Consider the following 18,762-nt stretch of genomic DNA (forward strand, 5'->3'; position numbering starts at 1 on the left):
GCGCAACCCTTCGCGTGAGTTGATGCCCGTAGATCCCTGGCCAGGACGGACACGTAAGGTTAGCGAAGCAGTCAGTGGGGGGATGCGATCGACCGGGCCGCGGCGACCTCCTGGCGGAGAGGCTCCAGCACACTGCCGGCGGGACCGGCGAGATCGGTGCGGACCGGGGTCAGGGTTTTCGCGTCGCGTACGCCCTGCGACAGCTCGCGGAGCTGCAGGGAGATCTGGGTGATCTCGGCCGTGGACGGCGGTGGCGCCCCGTGCCGGACGCGGACGCGGGCCGCGGTCGTGGCGTCGACGATGCGCTCCACGGCGACGACCAGCGGCCACCAGGCGGCGGCGCGGCGGCCGGTCGGCGGTGGTTCGGTCAGGGCCCGCTGGAACTCCGTGCGGATGACCGACAGGTCGCGGTAGAGGCGGCGGCGCATCCGGGCCCGTGCGGCGGGTTCCGTGGCGGAGCCGAACGCCGCTTCCACGTACGCCGCCGTGTCCGCCACCGCGTCGGCCAGCCGGTCGCCGACGCGGGTGCGCCAGCTCTCCGGCCACAGCAGGTAGCCGGCCGTCAGCGCGATCGCGCAGCCGAGGAGGGAGTCTGCCAGGCGGGGCAGGAGGAGAGCCGTGCCCTGGTGGTTCAGGATGTCCGAGAGGAGCAGGATCACGGGGGTGATCGCTGCCGTCTGGTAGCCGTAGCCCCGCGGGGTCAGGGCCGGGATCAGCGGGGCCAGGACCAGCATCGCCGGGACGTCCCACCAGCCCAGCGGGACCTCCGCCAGGACCACCGCCGCGATCACCAGGCCCGCCACCGTGCCGAGGGCGCGCAGCAGGGCGCGGGAGAAGACCGAGCCGAAGTCGGGCTTCAGTACGAAGGTGATGGTCAGGGCCACCCAGTAGGAGCGCGGCACCAGGATCAGGGAGACGAGGGCCTGGGCGATGCCGATGCAGAGCGCGAGCCGCAGGCCGTAGCGCCAGGAGTTGGCCGACAGCATCATGCTGCGGGCTGCTCGCGCCGTGCGGATGCGGAGCGCCGCCGGGCGGCCCAGGCGGTCGTCGGTGCCCTGGGGGTCCCCCCGCTCGGGCGAAGCCGGGAGTGGGGGAAGGCCGGTGTCGGGGGACGTGACGACCTCGGCCGTGTGGCGCAGGGCGTGGTCCACCGCGCGCGCCGTCTCCGTCGTCGGGACAGGGAGGTCCAGCGCTATCGGGCCGGTGTAGCCCGTCTCGACCGCCTGGGCGAGGTGGCCGACCGCCTCGGAAATCTGCGGGGGCAGGGGGCCGCCCGCCAGGTGGGCCGCGGGCGCCGCCTCGACCACCGGGGTGATGGCGTTCAACTGGGCGAGCAGGCGGGTGAGTTCGCGGCTGCGGCCGTGGTGGCGGGCGCGCCGGGCCAGGATCACGTCGTAGGACTGGTTGAGGGACTGGGTGACGGTGCGGCGGGCGTCCTCGTACTCCTCGGTGCGGTCGGTGCCGGAGACGGTGAGGAGCGCGGCGACGGTGCGGTAGGTGGCGGCCACCGCCGTGCGTTCGGGGACGCCCGAGCGCAGCGGCCAGGCCAGCAGGGCGAGGAGGAGGACCAGGAGACCGCCGCCGGTCATCAGGGCCGGCGCCAGCCACCACGGGGACGGCAGCGGGAGGCCCGCGCCCACCACGCAGTTCAGCAGGAGGAGCAGGCCGGAGACCGAGGCGACCGCGCCGATCGTGGAGATCATGCCGGAGAGCAGGGCGATCCCGGTCACCGTCGCCACCGCGTACCAGCCGTGCCCGTACACCAGCGTGCCCAGCGTCACGCCGACCGCGCCGAACAGCTGCGGTACGGCGATGTTGAGGATGCGCATGCGGTAGGCGTCGGCGGTGTCGCCGATGACGCCGGACAGGGCGCCCATGGAGGCGAGGGCGCCGTACGCCGGGTAGCCGACGGCGAGGCCGGTCGCCAGCGGCAGGGCCATGGCGACGGCGGCGCGGGCGACGGCGGCCCTGTTGACGGGAGCCTGCTCGGGGCGGAGGTTCCGGACCAGCCAGTCGGGAGGGGTGAGGCCGATGGGGAACTCTCGCGACATACGGCCATTATCGCGGGTCGGCTCCCCGGCCCCGGAGGTCATCCGCGCTGGTGGAGAGTGAGATCCACGACGAGAGCGCGGTGGTCGCTGCCGGCCACGCGCAGGAAGCGGGCGCCGGTCGCGGTGAAGTCCGCGGAGAGCAGGACGTGGTCGATCTGGGCGCCGACGACCGAGGCGGTGCGCGCGGGCCAGCTGGCGGCGCGGTCGTGGCCGGCCTGGCGGGCCGCGTCGGTCAGTCCGGTGTCGAGGAGGTGGCGGAAGGCCGCGTGGTCCTGGGTGGCGTTGAAGTCGCCGGCGAGGACGGTGGGGGTGCGGCGGTCGGCGGCGGCGAAGGCGCGGAGCCTGCCGAGTTCGCGCCGCCACAGACCGACCTGGCGCGGCAACGGGGGCATGGGGTGGGCGAGTTGGAGCCGTACGGAGTGCCCGCGTACGTCGGCGACGGCGCCGGGCATGCCCATCGTGCCCCGGACGCCCGCGGTGGGCCGGAGCGGGAAGCGGCTGAGGACGATCGAGCCGTGGGAGCCGGCCGCGCGGACCGCCTGCCGGTAGGGGTAGGCGGTGGCGAAGTCGGACTCCAGTGCGGCCTGGCAGGTGTACGGGCACTCCTCGACGAAGACGAGGTCCGGCCGCAGGTCGCGGATCCGCGGGACCAGCGCGGGGGTGCCGCGCCCGAACTCCACGTTGGAGGTCAGCACGCGCAGCGCGGCGAGCGGCGGACCCGTCGGCTCGGCGTTCCTGCCGTACGGCTCCAGGTACCAGGCGAGCAGGCCGAGCACGGCGACCGAGCCCACCAGGCCCGGCCACCAGCGCGCCAGCAGCGAGCAGAGCAGGGCGACGCCGGTCGGCACGAGCAGCCACGGCAGGAAGGCGAGCAACTGGGGTACGGGGGTGACGCCGTCGGTGTCGGCGGCCCGGCAGCCGACGACCACGCCGACTCCGGCCAGCAGCAGTCCGGCACACCAGGCGCCGAGCCTGCGTCCGGGACGTCGGTTCACGGGCCGAGCCTACGGCCGCCCGTCCGCCGCGCGCCAGGACGTCTGCGGGAGCGGACGCGGTCAGACCTGGGCCCGGGTCGGTCGCTCGGTCGGGGAGGGCGGGTGCGGGGGAGCGGGCGGGAGGGCGGGGGCCGACGGCGGAGGCGGGGCGCAGGCGCGGCGTCGTGCGGGACGTCCCAGGCGCAGATACCGGGTCAGCCAGGTGACGAGGGCCACGGTGAGGCCGAGGCCGAACAGCAGCCAGGAGACCGTGCGCAGGGTGCCGGTGAGGGCGTCGTAGACCGCGCCGGCGGCCGGGTGGGGCACGTCGGCGGGCAGGTCGGCGAGGGTGAGGGTGCGGCCGATGGCGAGGGCCAGGGCGAGCAGTCCGCCGCCCAGGGCCGTGCCCAGCGCGGTCGCGACGACGGCGCGGCGGCGGTGGACGGCCAGGGCGATCCCGGTGGTGGCACAGGCGACGGCCGCCACCGGCAGCCAGATACCGGCGACTTCGAGCACGTGGAATCCCTTCCGGAGCGAGACCAGTTCCGCCGCCGGGAGCACGGAGACCGCGGTGTGCTCCACCGGGATGCGCGCCGCGAGCGGCACATGGTCCCGGGCCAGCTGGCGCTTGACCTGGTCGGTGACGGGGGCGAAGTCGACGGTGACCGCCTGCTCCGCCGTGGTGGCGCCGTCCTCCTCGCGCAGGGCGCGCAGGACCGCGTCGTGGGTGACCCGGTTGCCGGTGTCCCAGGCCAGCCGGAAGGCCTCGGTCTGGGTGAAGGAGCGCACCACGTCGTGCAGGAAGGGGCGGACGGAGCCGGGTACCGGGCGCACGTCCAGGCGCCGGTTCGCCGCGCGCAGGATGCCGTCCCCGACGGTTTTCGCCACGGCCTCACGGACACTCGGGTCGGTGGCGAGCGGCGCCATCGTGGTCACGTACCGGCCGGTGTCGGCGAGCCCGTACGCGGCCCAGGCCGCCAGCGCGCTGAACGGCACGAGCAGGCAGGACAGGGCGAGCAGTGCGGCCGACAGGGCGCTCCGGAGGCGAGGGGGCACGTTTCCAGACAAGGGCCCCAAGGGTGAGGGCGCCAGCGGAGCGCCTGCGATCGGGGGAAGGGCGGGCCGTACGGGTGTCCCGCGGGGCGGCACCCCGGGGCGGAGCTGGGGATTCCGCTCTCCGGTGGAGGGTTCGCCCGAACGGGTGTTTCCTGGTGCTGGGGAGATGGAAGCGACGCGTGTGGTGCCGATTCCGGTCTCCCCCGGCGTCTTCGGCCTTCCGGCGTCTCCGGCTCTCCGGCTCATCGAGCCGGAGCCTGACGGGGAGGTGAGGGAAAGAGGGGGTCACAGGGGAGTGCGTGGGCCCCGGCCGACCGGCCGGGGCCCACGCACACACCGTCACGGCTCGGGCGCCGCGCACACCGTTCGGCGGCTCCGTTCAGTGGACCCGGTGTCCGGCCGCGTCCTCGCGCGTGTAGTAGCGGTAGAAGAACGCCGCGAAGGTGCACGCCGCGACGACCAGCGACATCAGCACGGTCCGCCAGACCGAGTGGCCCGTCTGGATGTACAGGAAACCGAACGCGACACCGACGAACGCGGTCCACAGCAGCGCGTGCAGCTCCCGCGGCATCCGCGGGGCCAGCGTCAGCAGGGCGACGCACACCCCCGCGAACACCAGCGCGCTGATCCAGCCGAGCAGCAGGTTCCCGCCCGTGATGCCGCCGCCCTGGCGGGCGTCGGCCGCCACCCAGTAGCCGTAGAGCAGCCCCAGGACGACCGGGACGGCGATGTGCGCGATGCGATGGGCGCGCGCGTCGAAGACGTCGGGCGGACGGGTGCGCCCCTCGGATTCCCGGGCCTCGATCTCCGGCGTACGGCCGGGGCGGGACATTCCGCCGGGCGCGGGTGCCGCTTGAGCCATGAGAGCACTCCTCTCTCCTCGCCCCCGCCTTCCAGAGCACACCTGGCGACACGGCGTGGCAAGTCGGCCAGGCGGGTGAAGCACGCGGTGAAGGGCGCGGTGCCGGACGCGGTGTCCGATGCCCGGATGCGCCTCGTTTCCTCCCGTGCTTCTCTGGGGGCATGGAGGGCTGCCCGCCGTGACCGACATCGAATACGGGCGCCAAAAGCAGCTGCTGCGCGTGCGCGGCCGGAACGTCTCCTGGGTGCCGCCCCTGCTGCTGCTCGTCGGGATCGTGCTGCTGGACTTCAACACCACCGAACGGTTCCGCATCATCACCTGGATCGTGCTGGTCCCCGGCAGCGCCGCCGCGATCTGCGGGGTGTGGTCGACGGGCGCCTTCGCCGTACTGGCGGTGGTGACGTACGTCGCCGTCGACAGCGCCTGGCCCAACCAGTACCAGGCCGGTCTCGGCGACTTCGTCCTGGTCGCGCTCGGCGGCCTCCTGGCCACGATCGCCTCCGGTGTGCGCGTGAGCAAGGAGAGACAGGCCCTGCACTTCCAGGACATCGCCGAGACCACCCGCCGTACCGTGCTGCGCCCGCTGCCGCCGCGATGGGCCGGTCTGGAGCACGCCGGGGTGTATCTGGCGGCGGACGTCGACGCCCGGGTCGGCGGCGACTTCTACGACATCCAGCCCGGTCTGCACGGCACCCGGGTCTTCGTCGGCGATGTGCAGGGCAAGGGCCTCGCCGCGGTGGAGACCGCCGCCGCGCTGCTCGGCACCTTCCGGGAGGCCGGCTACCACGAGAAGGACCTCGCGTCCGTCGCCGAGCGACTGGAGATCCGGATGCTGCGGCACCGCTCGCACAGCACCGCGCTCGGCCGGGACGACGGCGACCGGTTCGCCACCGCCGTGCTGATCGCCTTTCCCGAGGACGCCCCGGACACTGTCGAGATCGTCAACTTCGGCCATGAGGCCCCGCTCGCGGTCGGTCCCGGTGGAGTCCGTGAACTGCCGAGCGGCGACGGGCTGCCGCTCGGCCTCAGCGATCTCGTGCCCACCGAGCCGATCGTGCACCGGGTTCCGCTGGCCGCCGACGAGACGTTGCTGCTGGTCACCGACGGGGTGACCGAGGCACGCGACCGGACGGGCACCTTCTATCCGCTGGCCCGGGACATCGCGCCCGCGGCCGCCGCCGATCCGGGTGGCGCCGGTCGGGGTGACACGGCTCCCCGGGAGCTGGTCCGCCGGGTCCGCGACGGGGTCCTGCGGCACAGCGGCGGGCGGCTGGGCGACGACACCACCGCGTTCGCCGTGCGGCGGATCCGGGAAGCGGGGGGCGAAGGCAGCGAAGAAAGCGAAGGCGGCGAAGGTGGCGAAGGGGGACGTTTGCGGTCCTGAGGCGCGGGTTCGCAGCCGCAGCGGTTACGGTGCTGGCTGGAAGGCCGAAGGCGGATCAGGGTCGACAGGGGGAGGGACGATGCCCGCAACCGTGCTGTTGCTCGCTGCCGCGCCGCTCGGCAAAGGGCGTCTGGTGGACGCGGCCGGTGTGCTGCCGGTGCTGGCCGCCGTCGCCCCCGCCGTGCTGTCCGGCGCGGACACCGCCAACGTGGTCGAACTCGCCGATCCGCTGGAGCCGCAGGCCGTTCTGACCCGACTGCGGGCCGCCGCGGCCGCGCCCGCGCCGCTGAGCGTGTACATCGCCGGACAGCTCCAGTTGGACCGCCGGCAGCGGCTGCCGCATCTCGCGCTGGCGCGCACCACCCCGGCCACCGTCCGCTACACCGCGCTGCCGTGGCACTGGATCCGGGAGGAACTGCGGCTGCGCTCCGCCGCGGACACGGCCCTCGTGCTCGATCTGCACGCGGACGACGAGACGTGGCGGTACGTCGCCGAACGCGGGCTGGACTGCGGCCCCCACACCGCCGTCTACGGCCGTGTGGCGGGGTCCTCCGGGCGGCGGGGGCCGGCCGAGCCGGCGTACATGAAGGCGGTGGCGACGCTGTTGAGGAGCGGGTACCGGCCGCCGTTGCCCGCGTTGCACGAGCAGGCGTGGGCCCGGATCGCGGAGTCGCGTGCCGGGCGGGATCTGGTGCTGGCCTTCCCCGGGGGCTCCACGCCCGCCCACCCCGTCGATCAGGGGACCCGCGCCCGCGCTCTGGTCGCCCGGGCCGTCGAGCCGGCCCCGCGCGTCGTCGAACCGGACCCGCACGCCGCCATCAGCGCGGCCGTCCAGGGTGGGCGGCACGGGGATGCCGAGGTGCTGGCCGCTCGGTACGAGCGGCTCGCCGTTGCCGCCTGTGGGCCCGGCTCCCCCGAGGCCCTGCACTGGGCCGAAGTCCGCGCGGACCTCGCGATGTTCGCGGGGGACGCGGCGCGCAGCTGCCGGGCCTGGCTCGCGGTCGCCGGAGCCCGGCTGGCCGCCGGGCAGTCCGCGGACTCGCCCGCCGTGGAGACGGCCGTGGACCGGGCGCACCACCAGTGGGGCCGCATCACGGAAGCGGCGCCCGCTCGTGAACTCGGCCCCGTGCTGGCACAGTTGAGACTGCGGGTGCCGGGCCGCCGGCAGGGTGCGCTGGAGAACGTCCAGCAGCATCTGCGCGAGCTTCAGACGGCCCCCTAGTACCCCGACAGCAGGGCCAGGGCCCCGGAGACGAGGGTGCGGGTGCCCGGGGCGATCGTGGCGGGGTCGGGGGCGAAGTGGGGGCTGTGGTTGCTCGGCACGGCCGCGAACTTCTCCGGGAAGGTGTCGCCGGGGGCCCGGTCCCACACCTTCGGCGGGGTGGTCGTCACGAACCAGTACGAGTAGGGGATGGAGTTCTCCAGCGCCAGCTGGGGGAAGTCCTCGCTGCCCATCGCCGGGCCCGGGTCGAACACCGTGTCCGCGCCGAAGACCTCCCGGTGCACGGCGGCCACCGCGGCGTCGGTGGCCGCGTCGTTCACGGTCACCGGGAAGGTGTTGCCGATGGTCACCTCCGGCTCGCGCGGGCAGCCCGCGGCCAGGCACTCGCCGTGCGCGATCCGCCGGATCGCGGCCAGCATCCGCTGCCGTACCTCCTCGGACTGGCTGCGCAGGTTCAGCGAGACGCGGGCCTCGGACGGGATGATGTTGTGCCGGGTGCCGGCCTCGATGCGGCCCACGGTCAGCACGGCCGCCTCACCGGCGGCCAGCTCCCGCGACACGACGGTCTGCAGCCGGGTGACCAGGAAGGCGGCCGTCACCACCGGATCCACGGTCGCCTCCGGCCGCGAACCGTGTCCGCCCCGGCCGTGCACGACGATGTCGACCTCCGTCGACGCCGACATGATCAGACCCGGTGCGTGCGGGTACAGGCCGGCCGGGCCGGGCGCGGCGTGCTGCCCGAGCAGGACGTCCGGGCGGCCGAACCGCTCGTACAGCCCGTCCGCGACCATCCGCGCCGCGCCCTGCCCGGTCTCCTCGGCCGGCTGGCCCACCACCAGCAGGGTGCCCTGCCAGGTCTCCCGCCCGGCGGCCAGCGCCTCGGCGGCCCCGGTCAGCCAGGTGACATGCAGATCGTGCCCGCAGGCGTGCATCACCCCGTCCGTCCGCGAGGCGTAGGGCAGCCCGGTCTCCTCCTGGACCGGCAGCGCGTCCATGTCGGCGCGCAGCAGCACGGTCGGCCCGTCGCCGTTGCGCAGCCGGCCCACGACACCGGTGCCGCCGACGCCCTCGGTGGTCTCGAACCCGGCGTCCTTCAGCCGGCCGGCCAGCCTGCCTGCGGTGCGGTGCTCGCGCAGGGACAGCTCGGGGTGGCGGTGCAGGTCGCGGTAGAGGTCCTCCAGGTCCGTCACCGGGAGGTCGGCGGTCAGGTCCAGGGCGGTGCGCGCGGCTGGGGACGTCACGAGCGCAAGCGTAGGCCTCGGGCGGGGCAGGGGGGAGGGTCCGGGCGGACGCCGATCGTGTTCAGGGAAGGGGCGGCGGGGCGTCCGGGTGCCGCGTCTAGGCGTGCGGTGCGGGTGTCGCCTGCCGGGCCTGGGACGTCGGGTGGGGTTCCGCCGCCCGTGCCGGGCCCGCGTTCGCCGCTGTGATCAGCGCCGCCGCGGCCACGACCGCCGCGGCCACCGCTCTGGCATACCTTGTCGTGGGTCGTTCGAAAGGTGCGGATGTACGTCCGGGCACGGCGACCTCGCAACACAACAGCGACCTATTAAGCAGACTTAATCCGCCGTTTAACCTAGAGGTTGAGCGGCGCCAACGGCAAGAGGTGCCAAGGGAGTTGGGGGCGACGAGCGGATGCGCGAGCGGGACGACCCGGAGGTCATCGGACGGCGTGTGCAGCAGCTGCGCGCCCAACGCGGACTGACTCAGCGGCAATTGGCGGAACCCGCCTATACGCCCGCCTACATCTCCACCCTGGAGGCGGGGCGGGTGCGGGCCTCCGACGAGGCGTTGCGGCACATCGCCGGACGGCTCGGCGTCGCCTACGACGAGCTGGCCGTCGGGCGGCCCGCCCATCTCGCCACCGGCCTGCGGTTCCGGCTCACCGAGGCCCAGCGGGTCCTCGCCGACGGCAGGGCCGAGGAGGCCGCCGTGCTGTACGCGGAGCTGCTCGCGGAGGCCGAGAGCCATGGGCTGGGGTGCGAGGAGGCCACCGCGCTGCTCGGGCTCGGCGAATGCGCCCTGGAGACGGGTGAGCTGGTGCGGGCGCGGGAGTTCTTCGAGCGGGCCGAGGCCCGTCTCGCGGACGAGTCGCTGCCGGTGCGCGTCCCGGCCGTCCGCGGTCGCGCGGTCGCGCACTATCTCGCCGGTGAACTCCGTTACGCCGTCTATCTGCTGGAGTCCGCCCTCGACGAACTGAACCGCGGCGGACTGCACGATCCCGACGCGCTCCTGCTGCTCTACGCCAGCGCCATCGGGCCGTACATGGACATGGGCGCGCACGCCCGTGCCGCCCAGGCCGCCGAGTTCGCCCTCGCCCTCGCGCCGCAGGCCGGGGACCCCGCGCTGATCGCCCGGATGCACCGCTCGGTGGCCCGCACCCTGATCGCCGAGGGCCGGGTCACCGAGGCCGACGCCTCCCTCGCCAAGGCGGCCGAGCTGTACCGCCAGCTGCGGCTGCGCACCGAGCTGGCCAACTGCCACTGGATGCGCGGCTACGTCTGCGCCCAGAACGGGGAACTGGAGCGCGCCGAGGCCGAGTTGAGGCAGGCCCACGCCATGCTCTCCGAGACCCGGGCCGCCCTCTACCGCAGCCAGGCCGCCGTGGAGCTCGCCGACGTCCTGCACCGGCGCGGAGCCTCGCACGAGGCCGCCGAGCTGCTCCAGGGCGTCCTCGGCGACTTCTCCTCCGAGCGCGGTGCGGTGCACGCCGCCGCGGCCCATCGGCTCCTCGGGATCATCGCCGAGGACACCCGGGACACGGAGGCGGCCGAGGAGCACTACGTCCGCGCCCTCAGCCTCCTGGAACGCGCGGGCGCCGCCGGTGACCTGGCCGACCTGTGCCGTCTCCTCGGTGACCTGCTGCGCCGCACGGGCCGCATCGAGGCGGCCCTGGACGCCTACCGCACCGGCCTCGGCCACCGCACGACCCCGGGCACCACCACCCTGGGCCCGGCCCCGGCCCAGCCGCCCCTGTGAGCCCCCGCCGGCCCGCCCCCTAGACCTGCGCCCGGCCCTGTCTGCGGATGTCCGCCAGACGCAGGGCGCCGTCCTGCACGGCGACCTGGGTCGCGTCGTTCGGTACGTCGCCCAGGCCGCCGTTGGTGAGGGCGAACGCGTCCTGGCCGACCCGGACGACGGCCACCTCCAGCGTGAGCAGGTCCTCCTGGTCGTCGGACGTCGTGGCGGAGATGCTGACCCTGAGGCCCTGGCGCGCGTCCCCGACCTCCGGCAGCGAGGCGTCGCTGACCTTGACGTCCTCCTCGGTCCCGGTCTGCGTGGTCGCCGTGAAGCGCGCGCACCGGTCCGGCATCGTCTTCAGCCAGGCCAGCGCCGCGTCGACGTCGGCGGGGCGGCGGGCGCCGATCTGGTAGCGCAGCTGGGCGTCGGTGTCGGCGTCGTCCATGCCGATGGCGACCCGGGCGGGGCCGCCGAGGAGTTCGTCGCTGTACAGGGCGTCCAGCAGCCGCTGGCAGTCGCCGGCCGAGGTGGTCGCCTTCAGCAGCCCGTCCCGCCAGGTGGCCGCGCCCCGGGTCGCCGTCCAGGGGGCGCCGAGATCGCCCTGGGTGATGAGCGCGGCCTGCGCCTGCGCGTCGGTGAGGACGGAGCCGTCGGGCCGCGCGGGCGCCTTCCGCGAGGGGGTCGGCCTGTCGATCGTCGGGAGGGGCTGGGGCGCGGTCTCCGGTTGCCCCAGGCCGAAGGCCGCGCAGCCGCCGACGATGACGAGGCCGGCGGCCGTGAGGGAGAGCCGGACGCCGCGGGGGCGTATCGCCTCGTTCAACGAGGTTATCAATGAGGTCAATGAGGTCATCGAGATCACCGAGGTGCCTCCTGGACTGCGAGCCGGTCGGGCCCGGGGGCGGGGTGCCTGCTGACGTGCTGCCGGCGGGCTTGCCGACGTGTCTCGTCGGCGTGCCGCGGTGTGCCTTCTCTCACCGCACCACCGCCCCGACCGCCCCACCAGCGCGCCGGGCCCGTCCGGGTGAGCGGCCCGGCGAAAATGCCTCGATCCGCGGCTCCGGGCCCTGTTACGGTCGCCGCATGCAGCGCGCCCAGCAGTGCCCGCAGTGCTCGATGAGCACGACGACGCCGGAGACCGTCCCGGCGCGCTGACACCTGACCAGCATCGAAGCCCCGGGGCGAACGCCCCGGGGCCTCGGCGTTTCTCGGGCGTTCGCCTCTCCCGTCCGAGGAGACCACCATGAACGACTCGCTGCCCGACCACCGCCGCCTGGGCCGGGCACTCGGCCTGTTCGACACCGACCCGCTGATCGGCGCCGGCCTGCCGTACTGGCTGCCCGACGGCGCCGTCGTACGGCACACCCTGGAGGAGTACGTCCGCGAGGCCGAACGCCGCGCCGGGTACCGGCACGTGTACTCGCCCGTGCTCGGCAAACGGGAGCTGTACGAGATCTCCGGGCACTGGGACCACTACCGCGACGACATGTACCCGCCGATGCGGCTCGGCGCGGACGAGGTCGTCCTGCGGCCCAGCCTCTGCCCCCACCACGCCCTGATCTACCGCTCCCGCCCCCACAGCTACCGCGAACTGCCGCTGCGCATCGCCGAGTCGGGCGGCATGCACCGCGCCGAACTCTCCGGTGTGCTCGGCGGGCTGACCCGGGTGCGGGCCATCCAGCTCAACGACGCCCATGTCTTCTGCACCCTGGACCAGGTGGTGGCGGAGGCCCGCGCCGCGCTGGAGCTGATCGCCCGCGCCTACGCGGACCTCGGCATCGAGGCCGTACGGCACCGTCTGTCGCTGCCCGGCGCGGGCGGCAAGTACGTCGCCGACCCCGACCTGTGGCGCCGGGCCACCGCGCTGCTGAGGGAGGTGCTCGCCGAGGCCGGGGTGGCGTACGAGGAGGCGGAGGGCGAGGCCGCCTTCTACGGACCGAAGATCGACGTGCAGATCGCCGACCCGGCCGGCCGCGAGTCCACCCTGTCCACCGTGCAGATCGACTTCCACCAGCCGGCCCGCTTCGACCTGCACTACACCGGCGCGGACGGCGCGAGGCACCGCCCGGTGATGGTGCACCGCAGCATCATCGGCAGCGTGGAACGGGCCGTCGCCCATCTCGTCGAGGCGCACGCCGGTGCCTTCCCGGCCTGGCTGTCACCCGTCCAGCTGGTGGTGCTGCCGGTCGCCGAGGAGCAGCGGGAGCAGGCGGCGGCCGTCGTACGGGAGGCCCTGGAGCTGGGTCTGCGCGCCGAACTCGCCGGGCCCGCCGACGGCACCCTCGGGGCCAGGATCCGGGCCGCGCGTCTGGTGCCGTACCAGGCGGTCATCGGCGCCCGGGAGGCAGCAGCGGGCCTGGCCGCCCCACGGCTGCGGGACGGCCGCCGGCCCGGCGCGCTGCCGGTGCCCGAGCTGCTGTCCCGGATCGCCGCACGCGTGGCGGCACGCGGGACCGCGCTGTGGGAGTGATCTAGGGTTCCGGTGTCGGTGTCGGTGTCGTACGACGAAGGAGTCCGCAGTGACCGGTCAGCCCATCCCCGTGATCATCGACTGCGACACCGGTGTCGACGACGCCCTCGCGCTGCTGCTCGCCGTGCGCCACCCGGGCCTCGATCTGCGGGCGGTGACCTGCGTGGCCGGGAACACGGACGTCGACGCGGTGGTCCGCAACACCCTGACCGTGTTGGAGCAGGCCGGTGCCCCGGACATCCCGGTGGGCCGGGGCGCCGACCGCCCGCTGCTCGAACCGGCCCGCGCGGCGGGGCATGTGCACGGCGCCGACGGCATGGGCGACCTGGGCCTGCCCGCCCCGGCCCGGACCGCGTCCGAGCTGGACGCCGTCGCCCTGCTGCGCCGCGAGATCCTGGCCTCCCCGCGTCCGGTCACGCTGATCCCGACCGCGCCGCTGACGAACATCGCCCTGCTGCTGCGCACCCACCCCGAGGTGACCCGCAACATCGAGCGGATCGTCTTCATGGGCGGCGCGGTCGCCACCGGAAACGCCACCCCGGTCGCCGAGTTCAACGTCTGGCACGACCCGGAGGCGGCGGCGATCCTGCTGACGGCCGGGGTGCCCATCACGATGTACGGCCTCGACGTCTTCATGCAGGTCGTCGTGGCCGCCCCGGACGTCCACCGGCTGCGCGCGAGCAGCGACCCCGGCACCCGGCTGGCCGGCGACCTCCTCGCGCACCGGCCGACCGCGGTGGGCGAGGCCCCGGAGGCGGAGGAGGCGGGCGGGCTCGGCGACGCCGGCGCGGTCTGCGCGGTCGCCGACCCGCAGGGCATCACCACCCGCCTGCTGCCGGTCGAGGTCTCCCTCGTCCCCGGCCCCACACGCGGCCAGACCGTCGTCGACCGCCGGCCCCGCCCCGGCGAGGCCGAGATCCACGGAGGCCGCCGCGAACTGGCCCTGGTGGACGTGGCGTTGGAGGTCGACGTGGACCGCTACGTCAAGCTGTACCTGGACACGGTGGAGCGGCCCTAGGGCCTGTCTAGGCGGCGTTGCGCCACACCGTCACGTCCAGGGTGGCGTACGTCGTCCCGGACGAGACCCGGTACGTCACCAGCCCCACGTGCCCCGTCCCGCTGATGACACACATCTGCTGCCCGGCCGTGAGGTCCTTGGTCCAGATGTAGTTCCGGTAGCCGGTCGCGGCCTTGCACACGTTCAGGCTCCCCGCCCGGCCCGCGGGCAACAGGGCGAGCGAGCTGCCGGAGGTGGTGCCGGGGGCGAGGAGCGCGCCCGAGGAGTAGACGGCGTAGGTCAGATCCTCGTCGGAGGTCCCGGTGTCCGCCTTCGCCCGCACCGGGGTGTCCGCCAGGTACAGGTCATGGCTCTTGGTCATCCGGATCCCCGGGTACGCCACCGGGGCGGGGGCCTGCGCGGCCGCCGGCTTGCTCACGGCGGTGGCCGGTGCGGCGGAGGACACCGTGCGGGTGGGGGCCGGCGGCCCCGAAGGGCTGGGCGCCGCCGCGGACTTGGCGGCCTTCGCCTTCTTCGAGGCCCGGACGGTCGGAGAACCGGACGCCGACGCCGAGGGCCCGGCGGAGGTGGCTGACTGCGAGGCGGCCACGTCCTGGGTCCGTTGCCCGTCCTTGTCGCCGTTGCCCGGGACGAACAGCAGGGTGACGGCCGCGCCGCAGGCGACGAGGACGACCGCGGCCGCGGACAGCAGCAAGGGCCGCGCCCTGCGGCCCTTGCCGCCCGCGCTCACCGGGGCGGTCGGCGCGCCGGCCGGGTCCGGCGACTGCGCCCCGGCACCCGGAGCGTACGCACCCGGTACGGCCGCCGCCCCCATGACGAAGGGTCCGGGCAGCGCGGCGTGGGACGGCGAGGTGGGGGAGTAGGCGGCGTGGGCGGAGTAGGGGGACTGGGGAGAGTGAGGGGACGGGGCGGACGGGGCGGGGTAGACCGGCGGCGGGCCGAATCCGGTGGGGCCGCCGGGCGGGAACACGCCGGGTGTGCGGGGAGCACCGGGTGCGTCGGTGGCGGCCGGAGGCGTGGCGGCGCTGCCGAAGGCGGCCTCGGGGTGAGGGGGCCGGGCCGGGCCCGGTGCCGTCGCCCGCGACCGGGCCTGGTCGGCGTCCGCGGCCCGTGCTTCGATTCCCGCCGCCAACTCGCCCGGCAGCCAGGCCCCGCAGGCGTGGCGGGCCTCGTCACCGCGGTAGGCCTGGATCGCCTGGACGCAGCGTATGACCTCCTCGACGGCGGGCCGCTCGGCGGCGGGCTTGCGCAGGCAGCGCGCGGCCAGGTCCCGTATCTCCGCCGGGACCCGGCCGAGGTCGGGCTCCTCGTGCACCACCCGGTACAGCACCGCGTGCGGATCCCCGTCCCCGAACGCGCCGCCGCCCGTCGCCGCGAACACCGCGGTCTGCCCCAGCGCGAACACGTCGGCCGCGGGGCCGGCCTCCGCGCCCAGCACCTGCTCCGGCGCCATGTAGGCGACCGTGCCCAGGGCCGTACCGCTCTGTGTCAGTGACGTGGCGTCCGCCGCGCGCGCCACCCCGAAGTCGATCACGCGCGGGCCGTCGGCGGCGAGCAGCACGTTGGACGGTTTGAGGTCCCGGTGCACGATGCCCTCGCGGTGCACCGCCTGCAGCGCCTCGGCGACCCCGGCGATCAGCCGCAGCACGGTGTCGACGGGCAGCGGCCCGTGCTCGCGCACCGCGTCGGCGAGGGAGGGGCCGGGCACGTACGCGGTCGCGCACCACGGCACGGATCCCTCGGTGTCGCTGTCCACGACCGGCGCGGTGTAGATCCCGTGGACCCGGCTCGCGGCGGCCACCTCGGCGCGGAACCGCCTGCGGAACTCGGTGTTCTCGGCCAGTTCGGCCCGGATCACCTTGACCGCGACGGCCCGTCCGCCCGGGGTGTGCGAGAGGTAGACCCGTCCCATGCCGCCGGACCCGATCCGGGCCACCAGCCGGTAGCCGCCCACCGTCCGCGGATCGCCCTGCTCCAGCGGCTCGAAACTCTCCGCGTCGGGCCCACCGTTGCTCAACACGCCGTACTCCACCCCGAGACCCGAGTCCGATCCGTCGCGGTCATTGCATCACGGGCCGCCCCGCGGGCTCCTCGCCCGGCCTCGGCCCGAAGGTTCCCTTTCCGGGCAATGTGGACAGATTCCCCGTACGGATTCCCCGTCCTGCCGTCCTTCTCGAAGGGATCCCGTATGGCAGACCTCTCCTCCAAGAACCCCGACTGGTGGCGCCAGGCCGTCATCTACCAGGTCTACCCCCGCAGCTTCGCCGACGCCGACGGCGACGGCCTCGGTGATCTTCGGGGCATCACCGAGCGCCTGGGCCATCTCGCCACCCTCGGTGTGGACGCGCTCTGGCTGAGCCCCTTCTACCCCTCCGAACTCGCCGACGGAGGCTACGACATCGCCGACCACCGGGGCGTCGACCCCCGGCTCGGCACCCTGGACGACTTCGACGCCCTGGTCGGCGAGGCCCACCGGCTCGGTCTGAAGGTGGTCGTCGACATCGTCCCGAACCACACCTCGCACCTGCACCCCTGGTTCCAGGAGGCGCTGCGCTCCGCCCCCGGCTCCCCGGCCCGCGCCCGCTATGTGTTCCGCCCCGGTCAGGGCGCCCACGGCGAACACCCGCCCACCGACTGGCAGTCCGTCTTCGGCGGCAGCGCCTGGAAGCGCACCCCGGACGGCGAGTGGTACCTGCACCTGTTCGCCCCCGAACAGCCCGACCTCGACTGGACCCACGACGAGGTCCGCGCCGACTTCCGCACCACCCTGCGCTTCTGGTCCGACCGGGGCGTCGACGGCTTCCGTGTGGACGTCGCCCACGGCCTCGCCAAGGACCTCGCCGAGCCGCTGCGGGACATCGGGAACCTCGCGGTCACCGGCGAGGCGGCGCTGCCGCGCGTGCCGCCGGGCAGTCACCCGTACTGGGACCGCGACGAGGTCCACGAGATCTACCGCGACTGGCGTCAGGTCCTCGACGCCTACAGCCCGCCGCGCAGCGCCGTCGCCGAGGCCTGGGTGCCGGGCGCCCGCCGGGTCCGGTACGCCCGCCCCGACGAACTCGGCCAGGCCTTCAACTTCGAATACCTGGAGGCCCGTTGGGACGCGACGGAGCTGCGCCGGGTCATCACCGACGAGCTGGCCACCGCGCGGGCCGCCGGTGCCTCCGCCACCTGGGTGCTCTCCAACCACGACGTCGTCCGCCACGCCTCGCGTCTGATGCTTGCGCCCGGCACCGCCCCGGAGGCCTGGCTGCTGTCCGGCGGCACCGCGCCCGCGATCGACACCGGGGCCGGGCTGCGCCGCGCCCGCGCGGCGACCCTGCTGATGCTGGCGCTGCCCGGAGCGTCGTACCTCTACCAGGGCGAGGAACTCGGCCTGCCCGAGGTCGCCGACCTGCCCACCGAGGTGCTCCAGGACCCGATCTGGGAGCAGACCGGGCATGTCCGCAAGGGCCGCGACGGCTGCCGGGTGCCGCTGCCGTGGCGGGCGGGCGGACCGTCGTACGGCTTCGGGGCGGGCGCCGCCTGGCTGCCGCAGCCGGCGTCCTTCGCGTCGTACGCCGTCGAGACGCAGACGGGGACGGACGGCTCGACGCTGGAGCTGTACCGCACCGCCCTGCGCCTGCGCCGCAAGCTGCTGGAGGGCGAGACGCTGACCTGGGCGCCGGACGCCCCGGCCGGCGTGCTGGACTTCACCCGCTGCGCGGCCTGGCGCTGTCTGACCAACCTCGGCGACGAGCCGGTACCCCTGCCGCCGGGCGAGGTCCTGCTGACCAGCACGCCCCTGCCCGACACCCGCACCCTGCCCCCGGACACGACGGCCTGGCTGGCCTGAGCCCCCTAACCCGCCGTCGGCGCCGGGCTCGCCCCCGGTGAGGCGCCGCTCCCGCCCCCGGTGAGGCCGTTGATGTCCACGGGTGTGGACGTGGCGTTCGGCGGCGGGGTCAGTACCACCTCCGGCTGCCCGGCGGCCGGGGGTGGCGGGGTCAGGTCGGAGTTCGGCAGCTTCGGCGGGGTGGTCTGCTGGAAGATGGTCTGGTCGAAGTCGACCAGACCGGTCTTCTCCATCACCGTCATGTGGTCCAGCACGGTGTCGTTGGCCTGGTCGGCGAGGGCCCGCACCAGCGAGTTCTTGGTGGTGGACCGGATCTTCGAGATCGTGTTGAAGATCGCGCCGTGCGTCATCCGCAGGATGTTGGCGAAGTCGCTGTCGAACTTCTTCCCGCTGTCCGCCTTCAACTGGCTGACGAATCCCTGCTGCTGGGGGCTCGGCAGGTTCGGCAGCGTGATGTTCAGCATCGGCGCGATCTTGCGGCAGGTGGTGTCCAGCGCCGCGTGCCCGTCGACCAGGTGCTTGCTGGCCGTGAGGACCCCCGGCGTGGTGCCCTTCTGCAGCCCTATCTGCCCCACCGGGTACTCCCACAGCCCGGCCGCGCGCACCTTCACCACGAAGTCCCGGTCCTGCTCGGTGAGCGGCCCCCACTGGGTGCTGGCGATGACGCGGTCCTGTGCGCTCGCGACCTTGTTCAGGCCGAGCATGCTCGGGTAGGCCAGTGCCGCGAGGGTCAGGGCCATCGCCCCGCCCACGAAGAGGGTTCCCGTCGCGTTCCGCGAAAAGCGCACCGTGTCTCCAGCCCGGTCGTGGATCCCGCCCACGGTGGCAGCGGGACGGTTCGGACGCACAGCAGTACGCACGCGCGGGCCGATCGTCTCGATGCGGCAGGTAAAGAAGAGTTGACCTTTCCTCGGGAGAGACGAGGGGGAGCGCTG

At 74.4% G+C, this 18,762-nt stretch carries 15 protein-coding genes; 6 read left to right on the plus strand and 9 right to left on the minus strand.

All coding sequences use genetic code 11. From position 1 onward, the window contains the following. Nucleotides 1-71: 71 nt before the first annotated feature. The 4 genes from AQI95_RS01615 to AQI95_RS01630 form a co-directional block, all read right to left on the minus strand. Nucleotides 72-2,051, minus strand: a complete 1,980-nt coding sequence (locus tag AQI95_RS01615; RefSeq protein WP_067115987.1) for an FUSC family protein — start codon at nt 2,049-2,051, stop codon at nt 72-74. 38 nt (nt 2,052-2,089) lie between these two features. After that, complete coding sequence (locus tag AQI95_RS01620; RefSeq protein WP_067115990.1) at nt 2,090-3,046, minus strand: endonuclease/exonuclease/phosphatase family protein; 957 nt, start codon at nt 3,044-3,046, stop codon at nt 2,090-2,092. A 60-nt stretch (nt 3,047-3,106) separates the two neighbouring features. Next, nucleotides 3,107-4,081 (minus strand): hypothetical protein, encoded by a 975-nt coding sequence (locus tag AQI95_RS01625; RefSeq protein WP_067115993.1) that lies wholly within the window; start codon nt 4,079-4,081, stop codon nt 3,107-3,109. 379 nt (nt 4,082-4,460) lie between these two features. Beyond that, nucleotides 4,461-4,943 (minus strand): hypothetical protein, encoded by a 483-nt coding sequence (locus tag AQI95_RS01630; RefSeq protein WP_067115995.1) that lies wholly within the window; start codon nt 4,941-4,943, stop codon nt 4,461-4,463. Between the two features lie 178 nt (nt 4,944-5,121). Here AQI95_RS01630 and AQI95_RS01635 point away from each other — a divergent pair, with 178 nt between their 5' ends. Both AQI95_RS01635 and AQI95_RS01640 read left to right on the plus strand, forming a co-directional pair. After that, nucleotides 5,122-6,327, plus strand: coding sequence for a PP2C family protein-serine/threonine phosphatase (locus AQI95_RS01635; RefSeq protein WP_067115998.1), 1,206 nt, complete (start codon nt 5,122-5,124; stop codon nt 6,325-6,327). Nucleotides 6,328-6,406: 79 nt separating this feature from the next. Further along, complete coding sequence (locus AQI95_RS01640) at nt 6,407-7,549, plus strand: hypothetical protein (protein ID WP_067116000.1); 1,143 nt, start codon at nt 6,407-6,409, stop codon at nt 7,547-7,549. Here the strand turns inward: AQI95_RS01640 and AQI95_RS01645 are convergent. Both AQI95_RS01645 and AQI95_RS48660 read right to left on the minus strand, forming a co-directional pair. Then, nucleotides 7,546-8,790, minus strand: coding sequence for an amidohydrolase (locus AQI95_RS01645; protein WP_067116003.1), 1,245 nt, complete (start codon nt 8,788-8,790; stop codon nt 7,546-7,548). The genes AQI95_RS01640 and AQI95_RS01645 overlap by 4 nt on opposite strands. Before the next feature lie 97 nt (nt 8,791-8,887). Beyond that, complete coding sequence (locus tag AQI95_RS48660; protein WP_067116005.1) at nt 8,888-9,067, minus strand: hypothetical protein; 180 nt, start codon at nt 9,065-9,067, stop codon at nt 8,888-8,890. Between the two features lie 114 nt (nt 9,068-9,181). On the opposite strand from AQI95_RS48660, the gene AQI95_RS01655 reads away from it, so the two are divergent. Beyond that, nucleotides 9,182-10,525, plus strand: coding sequence for a helix-turn-helix domain-containing protein (locus AQI95_RS01655; RefSeq protein ID WP_067116008.1), 1,344 nt, complete (start codon nt 9,182-9,184; stop codon nt 10,523-10,525). Between the two features lie 19 nt (nt 10,526-10,544). Here AQI95_RS01655 and AQI95_RS01660 read toward each other — a convergent pair whose 3' ends face one another. Further along, nucleotides 10,545-11,357: a hypothetical protein gene (locus AQI95_RS01660; RefSeq protein WP_067116970.1), complete on the minus strand. Its 813-nt coding sequence runs from the start codon at nt 11,355-11,357 to the stop codon at nt 10,545-10,547. Nucleotides 11,358-11,747: 390 nt separating this feature from the next. Between AQI95_RS01660 and thrS the strand changes: the two genes are divergently transcribed. Then, nucleotides 11,748-12,974, plus strand: coding sequence for a threonine--tRNA ligase (thrS, locus tag AQI95_RS01665; RefSeq protein WP_067116011.1), 1,227 nt, complete (start codon nt 11,748-11,750; stop codon nt 12,972-12,974). Nucleotides 12,975-13,023: 49 nt separating this feature from the next. Further along, on the plus strand, nt 13,024-13,992 hold the full coding sequence (locus AQI95_RS01670) for a nucleoside hydrolase (protein WP_067116014.1): 969 nt from the start codon (nt 13,024-13,026) through the stop codon (nt 13,990-13,992). Between the two features lie 7 nt (nt 13,993-13,999). On the opposite strand, the gene AQI95_RS01675 is transcribed toward AQI95_RS01670, so the two are convergent. After that, nucleotides 14,000-16,012: a protein kinase domain-containing protein gene (locus AQI95_RS01675; protein WP_067116973.1), complete on the minus strand. Its 2,013-nt coding sequence runs from the start codon at nt 16,010-16,012 to the stop codon at nt 14,000-14,002. A 168-nt stretch (nt 16,013-16,180) separates the two neighbouring features. On the opposite strand from AQI95_RS01675, the gene AQI95_RS01680 reads away from it, so the two are divergent. Then, nucleotides 16,181-17,827, plus strand: coding sequence for a glycoside hydrolase family 13 protein (locus AQI95_RS01680; RefSeq protein ID WP_067116017.1), 1,647 nt, complete (start codon nt 16,181-16,183; stop codon nt 17,825-17,827). A 5-nt stretch (nt 17,828-17,832) separates the two neighbouring features. Here AQI95_RS01680 and AQI95_RS01685 read toward each other — a convergent pair whose 3' ends face one another. Then, complete coding sequence (locus AQI95_RS01685; protein WP_067116975.1) at nt 17,833-18,579, minus strand: DUF4142 domain-containing protein; 747 nt, start codon at nt 18,577-18,579, stop codon at nt 17,833-17,835. Nucleotides 18,580-18,762 lie beyond the last annotated feature (183 nt).

The organism is Streptomyces yokosukanensis (assembly GCF_001514035.1).
GTDB lineage: Bacteria > Actinomycetota > Actinomycetes > Streptomycetales > Streptomycetaceae > Streptomyces > Streptomyces yokosukanensis.

What these genes read in the sequence shown, in the direction of transcription:
- AQI95_RS01615 (WP_067115987.1), bottom strand. Translation starts at nt 2,051, where the DNA reads ATGTCGCGAGAGTTCCCCATCGGCCTCACCCCTCCCGACTGGCTGGTC.
- AQI95_RS01630 (WP_067115995.1), bottom strand. Translation starts at nt 4,943, where the DNA reads ATGGCTCAAGCGGCACCCGCGCCCGGCGGAATGTCCCGCCCCGGCCGT.
- AQI95_RS01640 (WP_067116000.1), top strand. Translation starts at nt 6,407, where the DNA reads ATGCCCGCAACCGTGCTGTTGCTCGCTGCCGCGCCGCTCGGCAAAGGG.
- AQI95_RS01655 (WP_067116008.1), top strand. Translation starts at nt 9,182, where the DNA reads ATGCGCGAGCGGGACGACCCGGAGGTCATCGGACGGCGTGTGCAGCAG.
- AQI95_RS01660 (WP_067116970.1), bottom strand. Translation starts at nt 11,357, where the DNA reads ATGACCTCATTGACCTCATTGATAACCTCGTTGAACGAGGCGATACGC.
- thrS (WP_067116011.1), top strand. Translation starts at nt 11,748, where the DNA reads ATGAACGACTCGCTGCCCGACCACCGCCGCCTGGGCCGGGCACTCGGC.
- AQI95_RS01680 (WP_067116017.1), top strand. Translation starts at nt 16,181, where the DNA reads ATGGCAGACCTCTCCTCCAAGAACCCCGACTGGTGGCGCCAGGCCGTC.